At 36.2% G+C, this 24,859-nt stretch carries 17 protein-coding genes; 5 read left to right on the top strand and 12 right to left on the bottom strand.

Annotated features, from left to right (window positions below; translation table 11 throughout):
* Positions 1 to 120: 120 nt before the first annotated feature.
* The 10 genes from ND811_RS14765 to ND811_RS14720 are packed head-to-tail and all read right to left on the bottom strand — an operon-like array spanning position 121 to position 18,393.
* Positions 121 to 708, bottom strand: a complete 588-nt coding sequence (locus tag ND811_RS14765; protein ID WP_265352730.1) for a hypothetical protein — start codon at positions 706 to 708, stop codon at positions 121 to 123.
* Entirely contained in the window at positions 705 to 6,809 is a 6,105-nt protein-coding gene (locus ND811_RS14760; protein WP_265352731.1) for a TIGR04388 family protein, read from the bottom strand. The genes ND811_RS14765 and ND811_RS14760 overlap by 4 nt, the downstream gene beginning before the upstream one ends.
* Positions 6,810 to 6,833: 24 nt before the next feature.
* Positions 6,834 to 9,512 carry an efflux RND transporter permease subunit gene (locus tag ND811_RS14755; protein ID WP_265352732.1) on the bottom strand — a complete coding sequence of 893 codons (2,679 nt, stop codon included), beginning with the start codon at positions 9,510 to 9,512 and terminating at the stop codon, positions 6,834 to 6,836.
* Positions 9,509 to 12,490, bottom strand: a complete 2,982-nt coding sequence (locus ND811_RS14750) for an efflux RND transporter permease subunit (protein WP_265352733.1) — start codon at positions 12,488 to 12,490, stop codon at positions 9,509 to 9,511. Before ND811_RS14750 ends, ND811_RS14755 begins: the two co-directional genes overlap by 4 nt.
* Positions 12,487 to 13,890 carry an efflux RND transporter periplasmic adaptor subunit gene (locus ND811_RS14745; RefSeq protein WP_265352734.1) on the bottom strand — a complete coding sequence of 468 codons (1,404 nt, stop codon included), beginning with the start codon at positions 13,888 to 13,890 and terminating at the stop codon, positions 12,487 to 12,489. Before ND811_RS14745 ends, ND811_RS14750 begins: the two co-directional genes overlap by 4 nt.
* On the bottom strand, positions 13,887 to 14,519 hold the full coding sequence (locus ND811_RS14740) for a hypothetical protein (protein ID WP_265352735.1): 633 nt from the start codon (positions 14,517 to 14,519) through the stop codon (positions 13,887 to 13,889). The genes ND811_RS14745 and ND811_RS14740 overlap by 4 nt, the downstream gene beginning before the upstream one ends.
* The gene (locus ND811_RS14735; protein WP_265352736.1) at positions 14,516 to 15,019 is read right to left on the bottom strand and encodes a hypothetical protein; all 504 of its coding nucleotides are present in this window, start codon (positions 15,017 to 15,019) and stop codon (positions 14,516 to 14,518) included. Before ND811_RS14735 ends, ND811_RS14740 begins: the two co-directional genes overlap by 4 nt.
* Entirely contained in the window at positions 15,016 to 15,552 is a 537-nt protein-coding gene (locus ND811_RS14730; protein ID WP_265352737.1) for a hypothetical protein, read from the bottom strand. Before ND811_RS14730 ends, ND811_RS14735 begins: the two co-directional genes overlap by 4 nt.
* On the bottom strand, positions 15,549 to 16,907 hold the full coding sequence (locus ND811_RS14725; RefSeq protein WP_265352738.1) for an Ig-like domain-containing domain: 1,359 nt from the start codon (positions 16,905 to 16,907) through the stop codon (positions 15,549 to 15,551). Before ND811_RS14725 ends, ND811_RS14730 begins: the two co-directional genes overlap by 4 nt.
* Positions 16,894 to 18,393, bottom strand: coding sequence for a TolC family protein (locus ND811_RS14720; protein ID WP_265365534.1), 1,500 nt, complete (start codon positions 18,391 to 18,393; stop codon positions 16,894 to 16,896). Before ND811_RS14720 ends, ND811_RS14725 begins: the two co-directional genes overlap by 14 nt.
* Before the next feature lie 176 nt (positions 18,394 to 18,569).
* On the opposite strand from ND811_RS14720, the gene ND811_RS14715 reads away from it, so the two are divergent.
* The 4 genes from ND811_RS14715 to ND811_RS14700 are packed head-to-tail and all read left to right on the top strand — an operon-like array spanning position 18,570 to position 21,666.
* Entirely contained in the window at positions 18,570 to 19,298 is a 729-nt protein-coding gene (locus tag ND811_RS14715; protein ID WP_265352740.1) for a FecR domain-containing protein, read from the top strand.
* Entirely contained in the window at positions 19,295 to 20,215 is a 921-nt protein-coding gene (locus ND811_RS14710; RefSeq protein WP_265352741.1) for a DUF4384 domain-containing protein, read from the top strand. Before ND811_RS14715 ends, ND811_RS14710 begins: the two co-directional genes overlap by 4 nt.
* Positions 20,216 to 20,256: 41 nt before the next feature.
* Positions 20,257 to 20,457, top strand: coding sequence for a hypothetical protein (locus ND811_RS14705; protein ID WP_265352742.1), 201 nt, complete (start codon positions 20,257 to 20,259; stop codon positions 20,455 to 20,457).
* Between the two features lie 3 nt (positions 20,458 to 20,460).
* The gene (locus ND811_RS14700; RefSeq protein WP_265352743.1) at positions 20,461 to 21,666 is read left to right on the top strand and encodes an LIC_12337 family protein; all 1,206 of its coding nucleotides are present in this window, start codon (positions 20,461 to 20,463) and stop codon (positions 21,664 to 21,666) included.
* A gap of 15 nt (positions 21,667 to 21,681) precedes the next feature.
* Here the strand turns inward: ND811_RS14700 and ND811_RS14695 are convergent, their stop codons facing one another.
* Positions 21,682 to 22,830, bottom strand: a complete 1,149-nt coding sequence (locus ND811_RS14695) for a PHP domain-containing protein (protein ID WP_265352744.1) — start codon at positions 22,828 to 22,830, stop codon at positions 21,682 to 21,684.
* 118 nt (positions 22,831 to 22,948) lie between these two features.
* On the opposite strand from ND811_RS14695, the gene ND811_RS14690 reads away from it, so the two are divergent.
* A complete protein-coding gene (locus ND811_RS14690; protein WP_265352745.1) occupies positions 22,949 to 24,421 on the top strand; it encodes an ArnT family glycosyltransferase in 1,473 nt (490 codons plus the stop codon).
* Here the strand turns inward: ND811_RS14690 and ND811_RS14685 are convergent.
* Positions 24,418 to 24,822: a thiol-disulfide oxidoreductase DCC family protein gene (locus tag ND811_RS14685; protein WP_265352746.1), complete on the bottom strand. Its 405-nt coding sequence runs from the start codon at positions 24,820 to 24,822 to the stop codon at positions 24,418 to 24,420. The two genes, ND811_RS14690 and ND811_RS14685, sit on opposite strands and share 4 nt — an antisense overlap.
* Positions 24,823 to 24,859: the final 37 nt, after the last annotated feature.

The following is a 24,859-nucleotide window of genomic DNA, read 5'->3' as shown; positions in this document are numbered from 1 at the left end:
CTTAATGAACTTTTTTATTCATTATTGTAGTTTTGACCAAGTTTAGGAAACTTGATCAGAATTATAAATGATAATAGTTTAGATTGTAAAATTCGATATAACATCAGTTTTTAGATTAACTCAATGCGCCGTATACGAATATAGATAACATTTATTAAGATACCCATCTGGACAACGAAACAAAAAATCCAGATCTCTTGAATTTCTGTACTGATCCTCAGGGTAAAAGTATCTGCCTCCAAAAAAAGCAATATTGACTTCATCGCCATCACTTGTCGCCTTCATTGCAATGAACCTAATTTTCATAGATTTCTCTACCCAATCTCGGGGAGAAAGAAAGGAAGGTTCGATTTCGTTCGTATTGAACAAGATGGCTATCTTTTTTTGCAGAGTAATTGTATCAAAAAACAAATCACAAATAGAAAACCTGGATTTTTCTTCCAAAAATCCATCTTTCCTTTTAAATATACCATCGGTCTTTTCACCTACGCTGAAATAAACTGTATCATCTAAAACACTGAGAATAGCTTTACAGTCTTGAATTTTTATGGCATTAAGGAAATCTCTATAGTACACTCCTTCTCCAAGCTCTTTGTCTGGTATTATTTCTTGCGCTATGGGCTTTTTAGCTTTAGTCATGGGTTTTCCCTTTTCAGAACAAGAAAATATCAAAATAAATCCAAAAAATAGAATTATAAATCTTTTCATTTTTTATCTCCCACCCAATGGTCATAAAAATCTTTTCTTTCCATCTGATCATTTCCGTTTGGCCCGTAAGAGTGCATGTGCAAATGTGGCCCGGAAGTATCTCCGATTTTTTTAGGAGTAGCTCCTAAAAATGTTCCAGCAGGCAGTATTTTTTTATTTGGATCGGTGCTTTGTAATGCTTCAATGAGCTGATTGTTAATGGCAGTTAAATGCACGACATCCACAACGGATGTCGTATTTCCATTCTTATCAAGAAGTGCCAGTCGAATGTTCGTTCCATGCGCTGCACCAGCATTATTGAATCCATCACCACTACCTCCTTCTATTTTTACATCTAAAACTTTAAATTGTGTATTTGGTCCATACCACATCATATCGTTCCCAGCATTATAATCAGAATTTAAATCTACTTTGTATTTACCAGCATTTGAATCAGCTACAAAGCCATTTTTTTCTGAAGGTTCATAATGCAATTTGTATCTGAAGTCTTTCATAGATTCGGCTTGGTCTGGATAAGGAGCGATTCGACTTCCATCTACAATGTTCACTGTGGTTTTATAAAATCCACCATTTGCTACAGGTTCATCACCTGCTTTTCCATTCGTGGAGATAGTTTGCAAAACCGGTAAATCATACTTTTTCAACAAATATGATTGGTGTAAGGCTTCCTGTTTTGTTGAACCCATATCGTTCCATTCTTTTTTATAACTTTTTAGTTCAGCAATCATCTTCTTTTTATCATCAGCAGAAAGAGCGCTAGAGTTAATCATTTTTTCAGCAGTAGCGAAATTCCCCAAAACATAAACTTCTTTTACCTTGTTCCAGCGTTCATCTTTATCCTGAAATGAGTTAAATTCTTCTTGGTTTGACTTGCCTAAGTCTTTTCTGATTTCTTGGCCTTTAGTATCCCAAATTGTTGACTTGGTCTGACCAGTCCTAAGGTCTGTAGTAACTTCTTTTATTTTTCCTTCTTGGGTAAATTTAATTTTATGATCTTTTCCATCTGGAAACTTTGCATCCGAAGTAAAGTAATCTGTTCCTGGTTCCCTTACGAAAAGTTTTCCATTGATAACAACACTAGTTTGCTGATTAAATATCGATACCTGATCATGGGAAAAAACAAGCCTACCGGAGTCGTCTTTAACTCTTTGATAACTATTTTCTACAAGCGTTTGGAATTTTGTAAGTGTTGCAGGATCTAAACTCTTACTCAATATTCCAAAATTGTCTGCAAAGTATTGGGCATTGACTTTCCCTCCTTTGAACATCTCTGACAGAGTAGAAACTAAGTATGATTTGCGTGAAAAGTCTTGTGCCGGAGTTAAGCCAGAAAAATCACCTTCGGCCATTATATCATTTTTTGATTTTTCAGCCGAACCATCTGCCAACGAATAGTCTGACAGATCATCATTTAAATTACGGATTATCTGGTTAACTTCGGACAATTCTTGATTAAACTGTGTAATAATATCATTTTCTTCGTTTGAATCTTCATCTCCTGCATCATCCCCTTCCTCCTCCCTCCTTCGGTCCCTCTCTAAAACTAAAGACTCTCCAGCACTTGCAGCACCTTGTGAAGAATTCGGTAATGGAGCACCTGAAAAAAGTTTGGCGGCTGCGGCAGCCCCACCCGCAAGCAAACCAGCGAGTGCCAATCCGGCATCAGAGAAATCACGAAGGAAATCTCCTTCTTGTTCGGGAGCATCCTTATCGGCAGGGGATTTATCTATATCGCTTTCATCCTGAGAGGCATTGATATTCTGTTCGGCAAAATTCATTTCCTGCATTTCAAATCCATTTTTTGAATTGGTTCCCAAAGTCACTCCTTGTAACTCAGATGAGGTGGAAAATCCTTCCTTATCAATGGAAGATGTAATTCCAAGTTTCGAATTCGGATCAGTATAACCAATACTTCCACTCAAACCGCTACCATTTAAATCATACATCAATGAAAAATTCCAATCTTTTCTGGGACCCTCACCTGTAGGATTATAATTAAATCCAATATTAGCAGCGCCGTTAGTTGTCACATCTGTTGTTAGTTGCACTCCACCGGGCAAGGACTTAGAAGCTTGTAAGGAGGTATCTCCCCGCTCGGAAAAACTAACACTCACATTACTGAGAGCATTACCAATCCCAATCGAACCTCCCCAACCAGTCTTATCGGAATAGGTAACCCCAAGTCCCGGAACCATCCCCTTAAAAAAACCTGATTGGATTTTACCAATTCCTTGCGTAATTCCACCGATAGCACCATTCGCAAAACCAGCAATCGCACCTTTCGGGCCTTCGTGACTACCTGCGATGGTTTGCACAAAGGTGGATGCTACGACTTGTCCGACCTGAGCAGTCGCAGGTAATAATCCGTTTGTGATTCCACTGACAACTTTTCCAATATTTGAAAGAACAGAATTCACTCCAGCCAAAGCACCACTTGCACCTAACGTGATCGCAATGGATACAGCATTCACTGCGGTTTGTCTCACTGCCTTCGATCTTGCCTTCTTATCGGCTTTTTGTTTTTGATAAGCAGAATAATTGGAATTCACAATCTGGCCAACGGCCGATTCATCCATACCTAAAGATTTTGCGATTTCTTTGGAAAGGGCTTTTTTGCCAAGGTCTTCCACTACAGCCTTTGAATCTCTAAGGTCTAAATAAGCACTTTTATGTTGAGTCCAACTCGCTTGCATACCCAATGCTTGTAAACTGTAACCAAAACTAGCACTTGAAGATGAATTTTGATTTATATTTCCCGCATTGATGATTCTATTTGTATCCTCCATAACAGATAAGATTTCATCTTCTGGCATCCCGAAAGCGACAACTGCTGTTTTCGCGATGCCACCGATGGCCCCTACTACCTGCGAACCTAAGTCTAAAAAGGGATTTTTTCCCATATCATTATTGGCTTTTTTTGCTTTGATTTGATTCCACTTATCACCTAACATTTTAGAAACGGCATCAAGTGGGAAACCAGTCCCTTGCGAAACTGCCATAGAAATTGCATTTTGAACCAACATCTGTTCATTTTCTTTAATTTCTTGGATACGATTTCCAGTCCCTGCAATTTGTTTGTTTGTTTTATCATACTGTCTCTCTCCCACGATGGTTTTATAAGCTGCCATCGAAGGAGCCTGCATCAAATTGAGAGCCATAGTTGACATACCAAGTGTTCCGACATCCATAACCTTTACGGTCGCGGCCCATGTTTTTGAAATCATCGATTCGAAAGCTTGGATGGGATTTTTGATTGAAATATATTGATCGCGCGACTGAATTTTTTTGGCAGAAATTCTACCACGCATAAAATCAATCAGCATTGAGGCTGTTTGTATATCTGACTCACTACCACCTGTAGCTGTGACCCAAGCCTTCGCCAATTCACCGTTAATTGTCGATTCCAATTTTCCCTTTAAGGAGGCTTTTACGCCTGCAGCACCTCCCGTTAAATAAGCAATGGCCAATTCTTGAAAAATTGAATCTGCATTTTCCTGTGATTCCTTTCTTTCTAAATACAATGCTTTATTTCGATTATCTTTCTCTTGGATCGAAACTAAATTCGAATTGATAAATTGTTTATCTTTTTGCAGAGAATTTGTTAAAAAGGAATCAGCGATATCTGATTTCTTTTGGTATAACGATGCCCAATCTTCTTCATCCCAGATCTTAAAAAAATCATCTGTTTTGGCTAACTGTATTTTCCCTATCGAACTCAACTGAACATGGCGAACGTCTTCCATTTTTCCAGCATTGTATTGCCCGTCAGAATTTTTTCCAGCAAGCAAACCATTATGTATTTCTTTTTTTAAAGTAAGGACTCCATTCCTTGTATCAACTACAGTATCGTATTCTTTTTTCAATAATGACTGACAGCGAGTCTCTTCTGGATCTTCATAACAGGAACCGAATCGTGTTTGTTCCTCTTTTGAAAGTTGTGTTACATCATAACTTCCAAGTAAAATTTTCTCTTCTTTGGAAAGTTCTCTTCCGCCTAAAGAATCCCAGCGAATTTCATAGGCCATTTGATTAATAAGCTTGTTTTGTTCTGACTTCTTTAATTCTTCTAAATCATGATTCATCTGAAGAACTGATGCATATTGACCTACACCGACAATACTTCTTTGTAATTCATGAATGAGACTACTATTACCAATTGTTATGTTTTCTGTTGAACCATCAAATATACTTAAGTTTTTAAATTCAGAAAGTTTTTCGTTATAAAACGGATTCCACTTGTTAGAAGGGGACCAAGAGGAAATGTTGGGTGAAGAGCTCTCAACGCCTTCGCCATTTTTATATAAATCTGTCCAAGATCTAAGTCCGTTTCGTTTCTCCTCATCAAGACGCTGTAACCAATCTTCCTTAGAACGTTCCAAATCCATTCTATTGGTTTCCAGTTTTGCCTTAGCATCAGCGATTAAATCTTCTCGATTATCTTTCCAATTTTCATAAAAATCCGAATATTCTTTTACTTTCGTTTCCCAATGGGAAACTGCAGGAAGCAATGTATTCTGAAAATGATCTCTCTGTCCACCTAACTGAGAATAGTTACTATTCCAGTATAAAGATGTTTGGTAAGAATTATCATCATACATTTCATAAAGAACGGAGTAACCGATGGCACCCATCTGAAGCTCTACCCTTTTTTGGTCTGACATTGAAAAATCTCTTTGCGCTATCCAAATCCCATACTTGTCCCTTCCATCTAACAATAAATTTCCGGTTGTATGATGGGCTTTGTCAAAAGGAACGTAAAAACCGCCGAAATTTTCGTTATTAATAAAATTATAAGCATCGGTATACAAATTTGCTGCAATGATAGATTGGACACTTCTACCATCACCTAATCTTCCATTGATAAGAGAGGTCAAACTTTGATAATTAGAATTGTGGATTGATTGAAATATTGCTCTTAATTCTGGATCATAAACACGACCAAAATTTCCGATTTCGCCGGGCCCACCAGCCAACCAATTTTCATAACGCTTGTCTGAAGAAAGTTGCCAAAATGATTGATGCCTTAGATTCCATTGTGCACTTCCCAAATCAAACTTTGATTTGGTTTGATCCAAGTTGATTTGAAAACCGGTTTGGTATGTATAAATTTGATCCTCAAACCGCAAGTATTCCGAAAATGCCTTATTCGACTCATCAGATAAAAAATCTCTGATTTTTGTGGAAATTAGAGTTAGGATAGAATCTGGATCAATTCCTGGACCATTTAATTCTAGAGAAAGATCTCCAATAAACTTCGAAAATAACTTCCCAGCTTCGTTAAAACTTCCATCAAAATTTTTATACTGGCATCCAGTATTTACCGAACACTCTGAATCTAAACCCAGCTGTAATTGAGAAATCATTTCCCTTAACGCAGTTTTAATTGTTTCTTTATAAGAATTAATGGCACTTAAGTTATCTGAAAAACGATTTTCCGTATCTGCTAAAGATTGAATGTACGCCTGATAGTCATTTTCCAATTCTGTAAAGGAATTGGAAAATGCATCCAAACCGACTTGTCTTGTTTGATTCCACTGAAATTCCCATTCTTTGGCTGATTCTAAAATTCTATTTCTATTTTCAGTGGTTTTTAGTTCTTCTTTCGTGTACTCTTCATACATTGATACCTGGCCAATTCTTTGGAAGTATAAAGAATCCACTTTACCCGTTTCTAATTTATGTAAAAAAGAGTTACGATTATCGAAATAATCATCAATCAACTCCCTTTCCCATGCGGAATAGAGGACTGTCACTTCAGAAAATAATGACTTCCTTCTTTCATCCAAATATCCTTCATTTGCGATAAAAGCATCTGATCCATCCTCTAAAGCTAACATTTGTTCTACCATTATCTCAGCGGATTCTTTCCACTGACTGATTGATTGGTATAAAACCTCTTCCACTTTATAATCCCATTCTTCCAAAGAATTTGAAAAATAAACTCCCCCATAAAATTCAGAATAATCCGAAGATTGGTAAACAGGTGGGTTCCAAGTTTCAGAAAGAGACTGGGCGTAAATCGTGAACGTAAAAAGAGCAGAAATTAAAATATATAAGGATATGATAAATAAATTTCGAAAAGAAAAAAGTTGAGAAAACATAGAGAACCTCAACTCTCTAAGGTATCAAAAAGAAGTGTTGGTTTTAAAAAACCTCCCAATAATAAATATTTTATCTTGAATCACAAAAAAAATAAGAAGAAGGGACAATCCCTCAAAAAAGAATTTCCCACCTTCTCCTGGGAATAAATAGGAGATTAAAACTAAAAAGATGAGAGGAATTATCTTTCCTAAACGAAACAAAAAGTCCTTTGTCCAAAAAAGAAAAACAGCAAGTGCAATAGACAGAGTTCCAAATAATAAATATTCATCACTGAAAAGCGACGTCTGCATTTTCCAAAGGAGTAAAAAAAGATTTATCATCAAAAACCAATGTATTTTAGATTTTTTACGAAATAGAAACACAAAGATCCAAAGAAATAAAAATATGGGACGATAATTCATTTCCGAATTCTTCTGCGGTAAAATTTCAGTGAGTCTGACAGGTCCAATACTTAAGAGTTGATTGATTCTGGATTTTAGTTCATCCCACTGAATATTATTACCTTTAATTAAAAGTTCCAAACTTGTATCACCATTTTTATGGTAAATTCGACCTGGAGTTTTAATTTCGTGATAACGAGAAAAGGATTTATCAAACAAAGTAATACCCGTAGGTAATTTGATTCCTTTTTCTTTATATCGGTCCAAATCTTTACTTTGTTCTACAGTGAAACGAATGTCCGTTAACCTTTCATTAATTAACATCCTACCAACAATCGCCGATTGCAAATCTAAAGATCTTTCCCTTACTGCATCAGCAACACCATATCTCAATAAATTTCTAAACATAGCAGGAGCCATTAATTCAAGCCCTTCGACAGAAGGCTGAAAACACAAAACCACTTCAGAAATTCCATCGAAATTACGTAACCAGGGAACCAGAGGGAGAATATAATTTTCTAACACTTGCGTATCTGCATTTGAAAATCGAATGATATAACCTGCGCTAACCTCAGACGCACTCAAAGTATGAAAATACCCAGATTCGGTAGGTAAATCATTCAATCCTTTTTCAAGTCCATTCTCGTTCAAACGATAATAAAAATCAGCATTCGATGGATTCTGCTTCACCACTAATAAATCAGTAATTTGTCTTTTTAATAATGTATCTTCTACTTGTTTGGTGATGCGAAGAGATTCCTGCTCAGGGATTGATGTTGGAAATTCCAATTTTGCCATTTGTATGGATCCATCGGGAATTCTTAGTGGATGCAATGAAACACTAGAATGGATTGCAAAGACAAAACCGATAAAAAGGAAAATAGATACTAAAAATATTTGAAATAATGATCTGGGAGCATTCGATCCTTTCCAATATTTCCGAAAAAAAGAAATATTCAAATCTAAGACAAACAAAGGAAACTTAGGGCAATGGATTCTAATAAAAGGATTATAAAGTATTTTTAAGAATGAAATGAATATAAAAAAGAAAACATTTGATAATAAAATAAAACCAAAAATTTTTGGAATCCAGTCCAGGTAAATAAATAGAATAAAAATAAAAAAGGAATAAATCGACTGTTTGGCCCAAGGCCCCAACCTTTTTAACGAAAAAATGGCAAATAAATATTTCCATAAAATAAATAAAAAAAGAAAAACTTTGCCAATAGGAATAACCAAGAGTACACATATACCAAGAAAAACAAGAAGGGATGTATAATAAGCGCAGAAATATATGGGAAGTTTTGTACCTTCCAATCCAAGATAAGAAGCAAAAATAACCAAAAGAAAATCCACCGAAAAGAAAATGATGAAAAACCGGAACCAATCATTCATTAAATCCTGATGACTAGAATATAACAAAATCCAATCATTATATTTATTTAATAAAGTTTTCAACTCCGAGGTGAGACCATACAGCGCAATATTGTTCTCAGCTTTCAAAATCATTGTCTCTGAGCTAAGACCATTAATCCTTGTTCCGTGCCGTAGTTCTCTCTCTTCTAAAGTAACTTTTCCCAAAGTAGAAAACTTCAATCCTTCTCCCAATCGAAATGGAATTTCCAATTTAGAAAATGACTCAGGCAGAATAGGAAAATCTTTTTGAAACCAAATATGATTCAAAGGATCAAAACCAAAACCCCAATGGTAATTTCGAATCGTAGTAAAAATTTCTGATAAAGAAGGGGAATCTTTTGCATGGATCCAATTAGAATGAACTTGCACTACCATCTCAGTTTCTTTATGCGAATAGTGGATAAGCGATTCTAATCCAGAAATATTACGTATTTTTTGTTCCAATTCCTTTCTGTTTTTTTCAGGCCCCTCCTTAATTTTTTGCAAAATAATTATATAATCACCCTCTAATTTACCAAGTTTAATTTTTGGGAAAAGAGAATCCTCCGGAAACCTCTGTCTTTGTAATAGATATTCATTTCGGATTGTCTGAATTAAACTTTGTTTCTCAAATCCTCCTTCTAATTCTAAGTGAATCAGAGAACTACCTACTTCCGAAATAGATTCGATTTTTTTATATCCTGAAACCGATTTTAAAATTTGTTCCCACGGTTTTGTTATATTTTCCTCTATTTGCAGGGCTGTTTTATTGGGCCAAAGAGTCGTAATTTGTAAGGTTTCGTTATTAGAAACAGGCACTTCTTCAGCAAATACAAGTCTATCGATAGAAAAAATGGAAAGTAACAGAAAAAATAATACAATAGCCAAAAGCCGGAATCGGAAAAATCGAATCCAATTTCGGTTCATATATTTTTTTCCATATACTTTTGAAATAAAACTGGATAGATATAAAAAACAAAGAAAACAGAAATCGGTATGCCAACAAACATTGTCAATGCGATTGTTTGGGAAAATTCAGAACCTGGAACACCAAATAAAATCACTGGCAAAATTCCCATTAAAGTTGTCCCGGAATTCAGACCTATCGGCAAAATCAACCAACGAAAAGAATCTTCTATTTTCTTCTCATTTGGATCTTCTTTTTGAAATTCCATCCATTTCTCACCAAACAAAGAAATACTATCTATAGACAAACCCAATAAAATAATTAAACCTATATAATGGCCTAAATGAAATTCCCGAAAGAGAATGAAAATAGAAGCAACTGTTACCGCCAGATACAATAAAGATATTCCCAGATAAAAACAAGGAATTAAGAATGATTCGTAAATTCCGACGAGAGTTAGATAGATATATACAAACGAAAGGAGAAATAAAAGTATAAGAATTAAATAAAACCTACGAATTTCTTTTTTAGCTGATTCAAACACCACAGACAAACCGCCCTCTTTCTTAAAAAGGTTTGAATCAATGCCCAACGATTCTCCTACCCATTCATTATAAAATAAACCTGATTCCCGATGATATTCAGTGTAACTATCCTTTTTTTTTGAAGTAAAAAGAGATCCGATAAAAGTGGATTCGTAAGTTTTTGTTTTGAAACGAATGTTTTTGGAATCTGGAATCCCAACAAAATCGAAATTCGAAGAATCTATCCCTATATACAAATCTCTTTTATTTGCTTCTCCAATGGTTCCCAAGAACAATTGATTTCCCTTATATAGAACTCTCTGCATTAAGTCGTCTTCGTTAAGAATCAACTCAGGAATTGGGATTTGATTACGATACCACTCTTCCATTATGATTTGTTTTGGGGAAAAATTCAAACTTCCAGCAAATCCAAGTTCCCTTGCAATGCCATTAAATTGATTCGTAACCTTTAGTAATTCATGAGCAGATTCATGTAAAAAAATAATAGAATCCTTCGGAAGAAATGGCAAAGCAATGGCCACTTGAGATTCGATTGGCTCCAATTTCCAATCCCATTTTTTAGTTGAAAGTAGTTCAGAAAGGATTGATTCCAATTCTTTTTGTTTTTTCAATCCAAGCAGTTTCCATTCAATAGGAATCGCTTGATTTGGATTTTGTTTTTTTGGATCGAATCCTTCCCTGGGAACCACGAGACTAGGATGGTTTGGATTTATTTTTTGAATCTCAGTTTGTAATTCATGAACAACACTTAATTCTTCTGTCAATGAAAGTGTGGTTTTGGGTGCCAATAGCAATGAGAAACCAATATTCGGTTGTTTCGGAAATACCTGCCAATGGAAACCAAAACCGATGGAAGAAACTAAAGCCAGAATACATATAACCAGAGTTATCTTGTTTTTATTTAAACCTTCCCATATTTTATAAGATTTTTCATATTTTAAAAATAACAGACTCTCGAATGTAAGATTAAGATCGGCACCTTTTAATGATTCAGCAAAGGAGATAATGACTAATGGAACAATCCATAAAGAAGAAATAAAAGAACAAAATACTAACAATGCAATACAAATCCCGGAGTCATAAAAGAAACTATTCCACTCCAGTGGAAATACCAAAAGAGGAATAAAAACAACAATCGTTGTTAACGAAGAAGAAAATAATGATATAAGAACCGACCGAATACCCTTTGTGACGGAATTCAGAATTATATTATTTTCTAATTTTTTACGAATCGAGAAAACGACCAAGTTACTTGCATCAAATAACATACCTATTCCAACAGAAATACCACCTAAACTAAGTAAATTGATTGAAATAGAAAAAAACAAAACCAAATGGAAAAAGAGTAAAAGCGAGAATACTACTGAAGTTAATAAAATAAAGGCCGGAACCCAACTCCGATAGAGTAGATAAGAAAACAAAAAAGCAAATAACAAACTCCACACTAAATTAATTACAAACTGTTTTAACTGAATACGTAACTCATTGGATGCGTCAAAAAATATAAATGGGGAGAGAGTTAAATCTAAATTTTGTAATTTCTTCCGAACCTCCGAAGATATTTTTAAAGGATTCGCTGTTGGATCCGTAAAGAGTGCTAAGTAAACAGAACTTCTTCCATCAAGTCGAGTGAGTTTTTCATTTGGCAATTCTGAATCAAATATAGTTGCTAATTGCCCAAGATTTACGGAATAACCATCTCTTAAATCAATGGGAAATTCGAAAAGGTCTTCATGATTCTTTACTTGGGATGCGAACTTTAACTCTGTATCCTTTGTATATCCCTCTATTTTACCAAGAGATCCTCCGCGTATTGCCGCGTGTATCTGTGATTCCAAATCACGAACAGTAATGGGAAATACATCCAAAACATGAGATTTTAAGGAAATAAATGATGAATGTTTTGGCTCTCCTTTTATGCGGACTTCGGTGACACCAGAGATTCTTTCCAATTGAAACACCAACTGTTGCAAAGAAAAATTAAAACTATCTGATTCTTTTCGATCTCCTTTCGGAATCAATATTTCTATAAATGGTCTCTCTTTCATCTCTCCTTGTAACAACCGCGGTGCCCGAGCACCTAGCGGGAGTCTATCTTTCATTTCTAAAATTGTTTGATACAACTGATCTTTAAACTCAAGATTTGAGGCTCCAAACTCTAAATCTATTTGAACGACTGACTTTCCATGTTCTGAATCGGTTCTGATTCGTTTGACAGATTTTACAGAAGAAACCATTTCAGAAATAGGAACACTCACGGAAAGATCAGTGTCTTCTGCCGAATGATGCGGATAATCTGTTACCACATAATAACGCATTGGCGTTAATTTAGGTAATAACCAAATCTCCAACTCAGGAAGTCTAAAAATTACACCCAAGAAAAAACAAAAGAACAAAACCCAATACAAACGTTTGTGTTTAAACAGGGAAAAAACGTAATTTTCAAGTTTCATAAAGCTAAACTAGTTTCAACTTCGTCTTCTGAGGAAAGACCAGATAGAATTTCTAGTTCGTTTAATAAATATGGTTTAAATTGAATGTATCGTTTGGTTATCTCGCCTTCTTTTCCCTTTGCATTCACATAAAAACCACTGGTTTCATTGCCATGAAGCGAAGATAAAGGGATTATAACTTTTTCTATAGTGTCAGGAAGTTTAACTTGAACCAAACCAAACATTCCAGGCAAAATATCATTGTTTTTTATCTCCAATTTAACTTTGATTCCAATACTATGCGATCTTGGATCCAAAAAACCTCCTACTTGGTCCAACTTACCTCTGATAGCTGGCAATTGATCCAAGGAAGGAAGAAAGAGAATTTCCTTACCGGGTGTGAAATAAGATAGATCTGATTCTCCAATTTGGAATCCCGCTGATAACTCGCCTTTCTCCATCAAAAGCATCACTGGAGATTGGGTAGTTAATTCCCCTTCTTTGATTTGTATTTTTAAAATTTTTCCTGATTTAGGAGCTCTCAGTTTTGTTTCAGATAATAATTGTTCGTTCGATTTAATCTGATTTTTGATGATTTTAAGATGTGACTGAGCTAATTCATATTCTGATTTTTCGAGCGAAGTATTCTTTTTTCTCCAAATTTTTAACCTTTCTTCAAAACCAAGATCCTCGGTATCTAATTCTAAATTCATTCCTGACAATAAGTTTTCCCGATCCCGAATTAAGTTTTTATATTGGGTTTCTTTAGACTGTTCCTCCTGTTTTAGTTTTTCAATCTCTGATAAAGAAACAAAACCTTGTTTCCAAAGTATGATCTTTTTTTCTTTAAGATCTTTACTTATATTCCATTCCTTTTCCGCCAACTCAATCCATTCTGTTTTTTTATCAATTTCTCGGAGTTTTACATCAACCTGTTTCTCTGCAAGTTTCCATTTCTCCAAGGCAATGGCCGCATTTGATTCAGAAACTTGTGCGGATAAACGAAGCCTTTCGGATTCCAATCGCAACAATTCATCATCGATTTCCAATAAAATTTGTCCTTCTTTAACAATACTACCTTCCTCAACATATATTTTTCGAATTCGACCACTTTGTTTATTGTGTAACTGAATTTCTTTTGTGGGCTCCACGACAGCCGGGAATTCTATTACCTTATTTTCTTCCAATATACGAGGTTTTTGAAACACCAAACTTTGTTTTGGTGGTTCCGTTGCGGAAACTTCATTCAGAACTTCCCAATAGTTAGGAAAATAAAATAATTTTGCAAGTAACGGAAATCGATTCCTGGTATACAATGTAGAAAAAAGGGTATATAATACTGACGAAATTACGTAAAAAATTCCGATTACAAGGAGATTCTGAATCCATTTTTTCCATCCAACCATTATATTTAATTTCATACATTTGCCAATGCCAGAACTACAAAAACACAAACAATCGGATTTACATAACCGAGACTATGTGATAAAAAAGAAGTAGAATGATCTGCTGATACAAACAACCTCCTATATAAATCACCATTTTTGATGATAAAAAGCAAAAACAAACTAAACCAAAACAGAACAACTAATACTGAATAAAATTCCAAGTATTGCAGTAGTCCCAATATTTGGTTTCCAACAAAGAGCAAACAAACAAATAAGAAGAACTGTCGGACAAGACTCATAAAAAACGGCAAATTTTTGGTTCTAAATATTTCTTTGTTAGTTTCCCCTAAAGAAAAGAAAAAAATAATACTAAATGAAATGAACCAATACAGAACAAAAACTAACAAAACAATTACTATTTGAAATGGATACAAACTCCATAGGGAAATCTGTTTTCCTGAATGAATAGCATCCAATTCCAAACTCCTATTGAAACTCATAAACTCAGACCAATTCCAGATACAATGAAATCCATAGAGGAAGAGATAAAGGAATAAAAAAGAAAAAGGAGATTTATACAATTCCTCTAATTTATTAGTAATCATTCTTTTTCGAAAAATAGTTCTATTACTCATCCATTGAAACAATTCAATCATTTTCATCTTTTTTCACCCAACTCCAAATGTAATCTATCCAAATGGGTTTGAAATTGTTTGCTCTGGGCCAAAAAAAGTTTCTTTTCATGAATTTTATTTTTGTCTTTAGTAAATTTTAAATACAACAAACAAGCCTCAGGTGATACAGGCAATAATTCCACCAGTTTAAATTCATCGTTTGTAGAAACTGGAACTGGTTCTTTTGAAATAAGCACTGCTTTAAAATAGAGTAAAACAATTTCGGGAGTTTTGTTTTGGACTGAATCCCAAAAAGAAAAAAACTCCTTCCAGTTGCCCTGATAAAACAAAGTTTTTGCAAACAAAACCTCTTCTTCACCTACAAAACTTCGCTTATCCTGAATTTCTTTTAATATAGACATTACGACTGCTAAATGGCCAGAACGATAAGCATCCTTCAAAATTTTTATTTCCGATTGATCAGGCGATGGTTTTGCACAAGAAAGATAAACAAAAATCGCCAACATTAACGTGTATCTTTTATTCACTTTTGCACCTCTTTCCTATATCGAATGGATTCATAGAAGGGAATCGGAACTTCAGGATTCCAATTCCAGTCAAAACGAATGATTTCATTTTTTTCAAAACGGATACAAAGCATTCGGATTCGTTTGGTTTTATTTTCTAAAGAAAAGTGATACCTTAATAAAAATATGCCATTAGCACCTACTGAAGTCGCCCGTTCTTTCCAAATTTGAATTCTTGATCGCTCTTCTATCCATTCTGGTTTCAAATTCTTCTGAAACAATTCTATGTTATCTTTTGCCACAGTCATTATCTGTGGATCCTCCCACACTTTATCACCAATCACTAAAGAGTATCCCAACTCCTCTAATGTTTCAGAAATCAGATGATTGGCATCTCTTACATCTTCATAAGAATCATAAAAAGAGGGAGAGGTCGTATTAACAAAAAGCATCTTTTCGCCATTCGGTAATGGATAAGTTACTTTTTGTAATTGGTGAGTATCTAAAAAGCAAGATAACAAGCTAACAGGAATCAGTATCCACGAATATTTCATTTTGCCTCCAGCTGGATCACAAATCCAACTTTCATACGTTTTCCTGAAATAGATTTTGCTTCCGGTTCCAATCGAAATTCATAATACGGATAAAAGTTTGGAGAAAGGGCTGATGCCGATAGATTAAAATCTCCACCTGTTGCTATATTTCCAAATAATGAACCGTTACAACTAGCTTCACTTTCTGCATAAGAATAAGTTAACTCTCTGCATCCAAAAGGAAAAGTAGTTTGACAATTTGACCAAACCCAAGTCGACAAACGAATGTTTGTCGAAGGTGGCGAGATTTTTGATAACTTACTTGCACCAATCACAGAAGTTGTATCCATGTATTGATTGAAGAAAATACGAAAATTATCTGTATCCACATCGGCACAAGCAAAGTTAGCACCAGAACTCCCACTGCCATCATCGCCACCTCGAAACTGATAGAAGTAAGGACTTAATATAGGTAGGCCCCGGCTCCAAAAACAAGAATTAGAATCCCAACGAGCTCCCGATATCGATCCTATTTCTTGGATTCCTAATCCACAATTTTGCGATTCTAAACCAAAGCCAATTACCTCTGGATCACTTAAGTCAGGCCCAACTAAAAAATTCAGTTGTATCGTTTCATTAAGTTCAGCGCCATCGCTTGCGTGTATTCCCTTCGGAAATAATATACGGTATCTTGTCTCTGGTTGCAAAGTAGTATCAGGTACAATTCTAAATTGAGATGGGTTATCCCATTCCAAACGATAGGAAAGTGATGGTTCGATTCTTAACCCCAATTCTACTTCTTTTTGGTTCATCGCTTTTGTGAAACGAACCTGAAGGGAAGGTGGTCCAGGAATCCCTGAACAAACGGAAACTATTTCACCTAACTTAATCTCTGCGGAGTTCCCACCAGCCAAACATTCCGATTCGGTTCCTGTCAATACGACGAAAGAATCCAATTCGGGTGGTTCTGGAGTTTCCTTTTCTCCTACACGAAAAGGAATTGTATAAACTCGGTCCAAATCCTTTCCATTTTTATCTTCACACTGTTTTGTAACTTTCATTACATAACCACCTGACGGTAGCTCACTTTTTGGAATAAACTTCAAACTGAAATCATTAGTCTCAAAAACACCTCTTACTTGTGGTTCCAATGAAAAAGCAGAAATGCAAGATTGAATGGACATGGGATGACTAAATAGTATTGAAACATCCGTTTCGGGTTTTACATTCATACTATCGGAGGAAGGAGAAATAGACAGAATTTTAGGAGTATCTTCCCATTGTAAAATCCCAAGCAGGTCCTGAATGGAACCAAACCGGGAATGACAATTGATTAACAGAATTAAACAAAAAAAATTCCATCTAACGAGTTTCATATGGATCCTCCATAAAGAATGGGTATGCTTTTTTTGTTTTTGGTCCGATTATTTTTTTACTTTTTAATGGATCATCCTGTTTCCAATGTTCTATGATCATCGTAAGATCACTGGGAAATGTTTTAGATTCAAGTTTGTAATACCTATTATCAAACGGATCTTCGCCGAGTAACAAAACTAAGTCTAGGGCAGTTGTTAGATATTGAAAGTAATGATCTAACAGGATTTCGAAACGAACAAAGACCTCTTCTTCTGATTTTAAGTATTCGATTTCTGAAATGATTTCTTGGTTTAGTTCTTCCCTTTTCAATCGATGTTGGAATAAAATGGATTTCGTACTTTCTAAATACAGATTGTATTTACGATAAATTTCATTTAGCTTAATTTCCGAGGATTGTATTTGATTCAATACCAAAATCTCTGATTGTTGCCACTCCGCCTTGGCTTGTAACAAACTCATTTTAGAATCAAAGATTTTTTTATTCCGGCCTATATCATCGAAAAGACCAATCGATCCACTTTGGAATGAATTTTCTCCGGGACCAACTGGTTGCGGGCCGTATCCGGGAATTCTTTGAATTCCATTTCCTTCTGACTGGATTCCATTTTGTGTATTGGTTTGAAAACTGGTTCCACCTAAATTGGCCTGAACCCCAAAACTCAATCCATAAATTTCATTTTGTAAAGGGAATCCTGTATTTCCATTTTTACCAACATATCCTCCGAGTATGAGTTTAGGTTTCCAATCATTCTCTAAACTTTCCTGATCGAGCTCAGCCAGTTCCATTTGTAACCTGGCTTTTTTTCTAAGGGGATGGTTTTTGTCGGCAGAGTTTTTGACTAAATATGGATCAAATAATCGAATTCGTTCCGTGAGCCCCCTCTCCAAAACTATATTTGTACCTGGCTCTAAAGACATCGCTTGTTGTAATTCCAAATGAGCAAGTTTCTTTGCCGAATCGGAATGAATCTTTTTGGATTGAAATTCTACTTCCCATACCTTTCGCCATTCCCAATCTCCTTTTGGTGAAAGACCAAGTTCACTTTCTTTTTTTCGTTTTTTCTCCTCCCAAAGAAAACGTTCCGACCTGAGTTGGTAAATTGATTCAACTAAGTTTTGTTTTACTGAGTTAAAATAAGATAAAGATATCGATTTAAAAACTTTTTCGCGTAAAAGTTTTTTTTCTTCCGAATGGATAAGTCTTCGAATTTCTATTTTTTGTTTTTCCCTTTCGGTTTCTCCTCCATCGTAAAGAAGTTGTTGGATTTGCAGACGAACATCGCGATATTCCTGATCGATTTGTTCTTGGTTTTTAGAAAAGATTCCAAAATAATGCACGCCTAATTTGGGAAGGTATTGTTTCCATTTGTCCTTAGTAAGGATGGGAAAAATTTCAGAGCGAATTTGCTCCAAACCCAAATTACCATTACGTTCCATTCCAATCCAAATACAATCTTCCCATAATAATTTGCCCTCTGCATACATGGGATCGAAAAGGAATCCAAGAAAAAAACAGAGAACCCAAGATTTATACCACATATCAGAAGATAGGTGACGAATTTGGATTTTGGTACCCCTACTCTGAGATTGTAGTGGATTTTTTGAATTTTTTTTTTAGTTTTTTGGCTTGTAAGTAGGGAGAGTTTGTTTATAAAAGTGGCATGATTCGATTCATTGTGTCCGTTTTATTTCTTTTTTTCACTGCCACGCTTTCGGCGGAAGAAGTGGGGATCGTTAGTTTCATCCAGGGAAAAAATTACCTTTCGGGACCACGTTTCAAAAAAGCCAAAGAACCGGTAAAATTAGGAAGTATCCTGAAAAAAGGAGATACCATCACTACGGAAGACGGAACCTGTGAAATCCAACTAGCAACACAAGCCACAGTCCGCCTCGCCAAGTTTTCTTCTATCCAAATTGAAGACTTACTCAATCCAAAATCCAAATCCACTACTTTGAAGTTAGTCGGTGGAAAGTTATTTGTAAAAGCACACAAACAAACTCCAGGTGTCCCAAGCCAAAACCAACTGAGTGTTGTTAATCCAAGTTTTGTTGCAGGTGTCAGAGGGACTGAGTTTTTAGCGGCTGCCCCAGATATAGGTGGAAGTGATGACGAACTGAGCAATGTGGAAACGGGGGTTTATGTGAACGAAGGAACCGTTGCCGTAAGCCCAGACAAAAAGGGAAAAGAAACTCTCGTGAAAGAAAATGAAGAGGTTCTTGTCTCCGGCAAAGAGTTGAAAAAGCAGATTTTAGATGAATTTGTAAAAGAGAAAATGCGAATTTTCCAAGAATTCAAAGCCATTAAAGAAGAAAACTACCAACGAATCAAAGAACAATATGAAAAAAATGATCAGTTGATGAATGATTACAAAGGTAAAACGGAAGAATGATGAAACAATTTTGGATCTTAACTGCCTTTTTATCTCTTTCCCTGTTTTCATCGGATCGGATAGGAAGGCTTCCTGTGTACAAAATAGCGGTGGAGGTTACCAACCAAACTGCGGAAGCCCTACTCCTTCGTGATTTTATGAAAGACCAAATCCAAACGACTGGGCGTGGACTGATTTCACTTCCTTTACAAGACTTTGAGTCGAGTGTTTGGGAATTTGATAAAGAAGGAATTGCTTCTCCAAAGTCGGCCGAGGCATTGCGAAAACTTACTGATGTAGATAAACTGGCTCTCATCACAACAGAAGATGGACAGGCGGTGATTTCCTTTGTGGATGTGCTCCACCAAAAATTAGAATATCGCAACTCCCTTCCCGACAGTCTCTCTAAAACTTTGGTTTTCGACTTTCTTGGTTTTTTAGACAAAAAAAATATCTACTTAGCACTCTCGGAAACAGGTTCAGGATCCAACTCCCAACTCAAAATCAATTCTTTAAAACCCACTTATGTGGCAGGGGAAGCTATACGTTTTGAAATTGAGTCCGCTGAGGACAATTTCGTTTATGTAGTATTAGTTCCTGACAACCAGAAAGGGGAACCCGTTTTACTTTTCCCGAACCAATATCAAATCGATAACTTTATCCGCAAGGGTGACAAAGTGACGATACCTGATAAACGAATTTCGTTTAAAGCCTCCTCCCCCCCTTCCAAAGACCGCATTCGTGCCTTTGCTTCTCGTGAAGAATGGAAAGAGTTCCAACTCCGTAGCAAAAAGGAAGATTCATTTTATAAAATCCTACCTCCCGCTGTCACTGGCACAAAGACCACGGCTCGGTCTATGGTCATTCCACAAACCATAACGGCATCCATCGAACAAAGCCCTGTAGTGGAATGGGAATACCAAATCATCTCTAGATAATTTCTTGCAAAAACATCTCATACAGATTCTGATCCCTATGTATGAGAAGTTTTCTGATTCAATCAGTTGCCCTTTTAGGACTCACAACACTCGTCACTTGTTCACTCTTCAAAAAAGAGAAGAAAGACGAAGACATGTTAAATGCCTTCTTACTTTTACTTTGGGCAAACAACCAATCGGCAGGATGCTCAGGACCAAAGTCAGGATTTACCATCTGTATTCCGAAGGGAATCGCGGAGTAAACCATGAAAAAAATTTTATACATACTGATTTTTCTCGGAATGAGTTTCCAGGTTTCTGATTTCAATAAGTTCACTCGTTTAGACCCGAACGTAAACCTAAGTCAAATTTTGGGAGGGGCCATCAAGGTTGGATTCGGTTCAGAAAAACTTTGGTCAGCGACGAATGCTGATAACTGGGGTTTTGTTCGCCAGTCCGCTACTTGGGCACGCGGCAACTCTGGTATCATTGACAATCTCATCCTTGGTTTAAAAAATGCAGGATATTTCAATAACTCAGCTCCGCGTAATGATGTATTAACCAATATCAACTTAAATGGATTTGGTTCGGCAACCCTTACCATCAAAATCAGTACACCAACGACGGGGGTAAGTTCTACAGCCTATACTGGAACAAAAGACTTTAATCATTTTTTTCAAATTACAAAAACTGGAGCATCCACTCCCTCCTTACAGTTGTTTTTCGATGATCCAAATACCACTCTTGGAAATGATGGTGCTTTGATATATTACCGGTTGGTTGATTTTGGAAGTCCCCAATTTGCCACGGTAGGAGATGTCATCACGGAAAGTTATACAGCTAATGAATCTGTGTATGGAACCAAATTCCAAACGTATACGTGGAGGAATGGTCCTGAAAATGCCGCTTGGATTAGCAAACACGGAAGAGTGGTTTTAACCGAAGTGGATGCAGGTAGGCAACTTTGTTTTCGTTCTGTCGTTCGTTTGAGTTTTACCAAACTAAAAAACCTGAATCCAGCCAATGCCACTGCACTTGATGACTTGAAGAATCGATGCAATAGTCAACTTGGTACGTCCACAGACAATCTTTACTATGTGCTAGCTTATATGCAAAAGTTTGATTCCCCCTTCCAAACGACTGCCAAAGCAACTTACACAACGGCGGCAACAAAACATGAAACCATCTGCAACTTATCCTATGCGGGGGCAAAATTATCTTACGGAATTTTTAATGTCAATGGTTATGTAACAGACCAACTCACCGCGGGAGAAGTTCCGTCAGATTACCCAAGTCCCACAGTCGGTGGTTCCGACTTTATGTCTGTGGATGAAGCCTTCGTTCGGACCTTTGTCGCGCTGAACCAAAACGTGGGACAATCCAGTATAGGACTAGTCAAACAATATGAAGACACATCAAAAACGTTTTTGGATGCCTTTGATGGTGGCGACCAAAACCTAAAATTCAAATAAGGATAAAAATTTAAATTAATTACTTCTGTAAATGGCGTTGGAGAGGATGGAACCCGTAAGAGAAATCATCTCCAACCGCACATAAGCATCTTTCTCTTGAAAAGAATATTCAGCTTTGTTTGTGTCAGGGTTCACCTGTAACACTTCCCCTCTTTGACCAATAAAACGAATCTCCAAATATCTTTCTTTTGAATTCAATTGGATGGTATTGTCTTTTGTGACTGTCACTTTAGGAACCTTCGGGTCTTCAGCACCTTGGAAGAATTTTTTCACACAATAAAAAGATCCCAAATTGAGTGCAGTGAGCACCGAAGATTGGTCTTTGATACCTTCTGCAGTAACAATATATCGTAAAAAACTCTCGCCCTTTCTTGACCGTTGGTTTCCTAAAGTTTGAATCAAATCTTTCCAAAAAGGTTGGTCAAACTTTTTGATTGAGGTTTCTGGAAAATAATGGAGATCATCACTTGCCATACAATGTACGTTTCGTCCCTGTCCCAGAAGTGAATCCAATACTTTTGGATCATCGCCAAACGGTGAATACACTTCCACTGCATGAAATCCATCAATTGCCATAAGTTCATCTCTGGAAAATGAATCAAAAAGTTTAGGATGAGAAACAATTACATATCCACCTAACTTTTTCATACGATCCATCACCCAACTTAGGTTTTCGCGACTCGCATAAATAGGAAAATAATCATAAAAGGACTTTTTAATCCCAATGGCAAGAAGGTGACGTTTTTTTAAATTTTGCCCCCACTCCATTCCGCGAATGTAGTCTGAGTTTTCTAACTCTGAAACTTGTCCATAATCCGTGATGGCAACATTGGCAAAACCTTCTCTTTTGTATTCGGAATGGATTTCGTTTACAGTATGCCTTTCTGGGGTAAACCATACTTCATTGGAATGGGTATGTAGGGATATTTTTTCCTGACCTTCCCCATTCCAATTTTGGTAAGGATTTATAATTTTTGAACCTTGAAAGGAGGATGCTGACAAAACAATCGACTTCCTAAGGAGTAAAACAACCGCTAGTTGATAGCAAATCAATATTCCCAGTAAAGATAACAAAATAAGAACGTATCTATACTTCCAGAGAGAAGGCCGCACTGCTGTTTGATGATCTGCATAAGCAATGGATCCTGGAACATTGAAGAGCATAAAAAAAGTCTACATATCTTTTTTTCCAATTTGATTCCAGTTTTGTTACAAAATGAATACAAAAGTGAGAATTCATTTCTGCTTTGACAAACCTGATAGGTTTTTCTCTCGTGAGACTGTGAAATTCTTTTCAGTCCACCGCACCTTCCTCATTCTACTTTGTGTATTGGTAGTTTTTTTATTTTATGGGAATTCCTCTCCCTTGGTCGACCAAGACGAAGCTGCTTATGCTGGTTTTTCGAGATCCATGATGGAAAAAGGAGACTTTCTCTCAATGGACTTCCCTTACTCTACTCCACATAGAAAACCACCTCTCCATTTCTGGATTACCTCTTTTCTTTTTAAAATATTTGGTCCTACAGAATGGGTGTTACGTTTGTTTCCAGCGATTTGTATTTTGGGGACAAGTTTGTTAACATACCACCTTGCACATATTATATACGGACAAAGAACCGCATTATATGCTTTTAGCATCTTAAGTTTTTCATTGTATTTTCCTCTGAACGGGAAAATTGCTTTAGTAGATTCCCTTTTAGTTTTCTTTAGTATGTTAGGTTTTGTATCTCTATACCACTGGATCATTTCCTATAAAAAAATATTTGTATTTTTGTTTTGGCTTTCTGTGAGTTTGGGACTTCTTGTAAAAGGACCTCCTGTTCTGATTTTTCTTGGTGGGACCTGTGTCCTTCTTTTGAGTATCAACCAAATCCGTTCTAAGATGTGGAAACTGAGGCCTTTTTTATGGTTACCTGTTTCATTACTCCCTCTTCTTCTTTGGGGATATTTTTCTTGGCAAAAAGACAATGGTGTTCTCATCCGATGGATGTTGGATTGGTACATCTTTCGAAGAGCGACCGATCCCGTATTTGGACAATCTGGTCCTCCAGGCACCTATCTCATGTTATTTGCGATAACACTTTTCCCTTGGACTAGAATTTATCTTTCTTTTTTAAATGAATATGGATGGAAATTGATTGCGTATTTAAAAACAGAAGGCTTAAAACTCTTTAAAAATCTATTGCCTTGGAATTGGGAAGGAATTGATTCAAATTTTACTCCGAAACGATTTTTACTCATGGGACTGGGGTTTTCTTGGTTTTTTTATGAATGTTTGGCAAGTAAACTTCCTTCTTATCCTCTATCTGCTTATCCTATCCTTGCGATCATACTCGGTGACCAACTTTCAAGAAAACATAACCAAATCTATATGTACAGGTTGTATCTGACAGTTTCTTTGATTATGATTGCTATTTTGTCTTTTGTAATTCTTCCGAAATTTTCTGAACTACGAATGGATACAAAGAAGGTAGCAGATATCATCAGAACATTGGTTCCTCCAGAGGAAACCTTACATTCTTTTGGCAATCAGGGAATCCCCAGTTTTGCTTATTATTACCACAGGCCGATTCAAGAAATAACCTGGGATGAAATCCAAACAACAAAGGGTTATCTCCTGATCGCTGAATCTGATTTTTTGATTGGGAAGGGGCTTGGGCTAGAATGGGAAACAAAAGGGGAACCATTTTCGATTTTTGCTTATGATCGCAATAAAAAACTAACACTTAGGCTTGTCAAAACGAAGAAGGATTAATCTAAAAACCGTTTTTTTATGTTTGGTGAAGGGACCATACAGGAATCCGCTTTGCCAAACCACTGGTATCTATGTTTAGCAATAAACCGATAGATCGCGTTTCTAAAGATACGAGGAACCATCCAGAAGCCAAAAAACAAAAACCAGGGAAACTTTAACTCACGGACTATTTGTAAAATAGCATCCGATTCTAAGTACAACTTCCCTGCACTCCAATAGAGAATACTATCAGGTAGGTTGGGAATCCTATTTTCGGGAATGAGAGAATGAAAAACATCAGAACCAATCGCGGAAAAGTATAAATTCTCCTTTTGGTTGTGTTTCAAAAGGAACTGGACCGAACCCATACACAAATGACAAACCCCATCAAAGAAAACAATTTTACTTTTTTCCGGTGGCATCCTTTCCCTCTACTTCCAAACTGACAGAGAACTATTT

This window comes from Leptospira soteropolitanensis (genome assembly GCF_026151655.1).
GTDB lineage: Bacteria > Spirochaetota > Leptospiria > Leptospirales > Leptospiraceae > Leptospira_A > Leptospira_A soteropolitanensis.
Note: the sequence above shows the minus strand (reverse complement) of the source record. Positions and strands in the feature narration are given on the sequence as shown.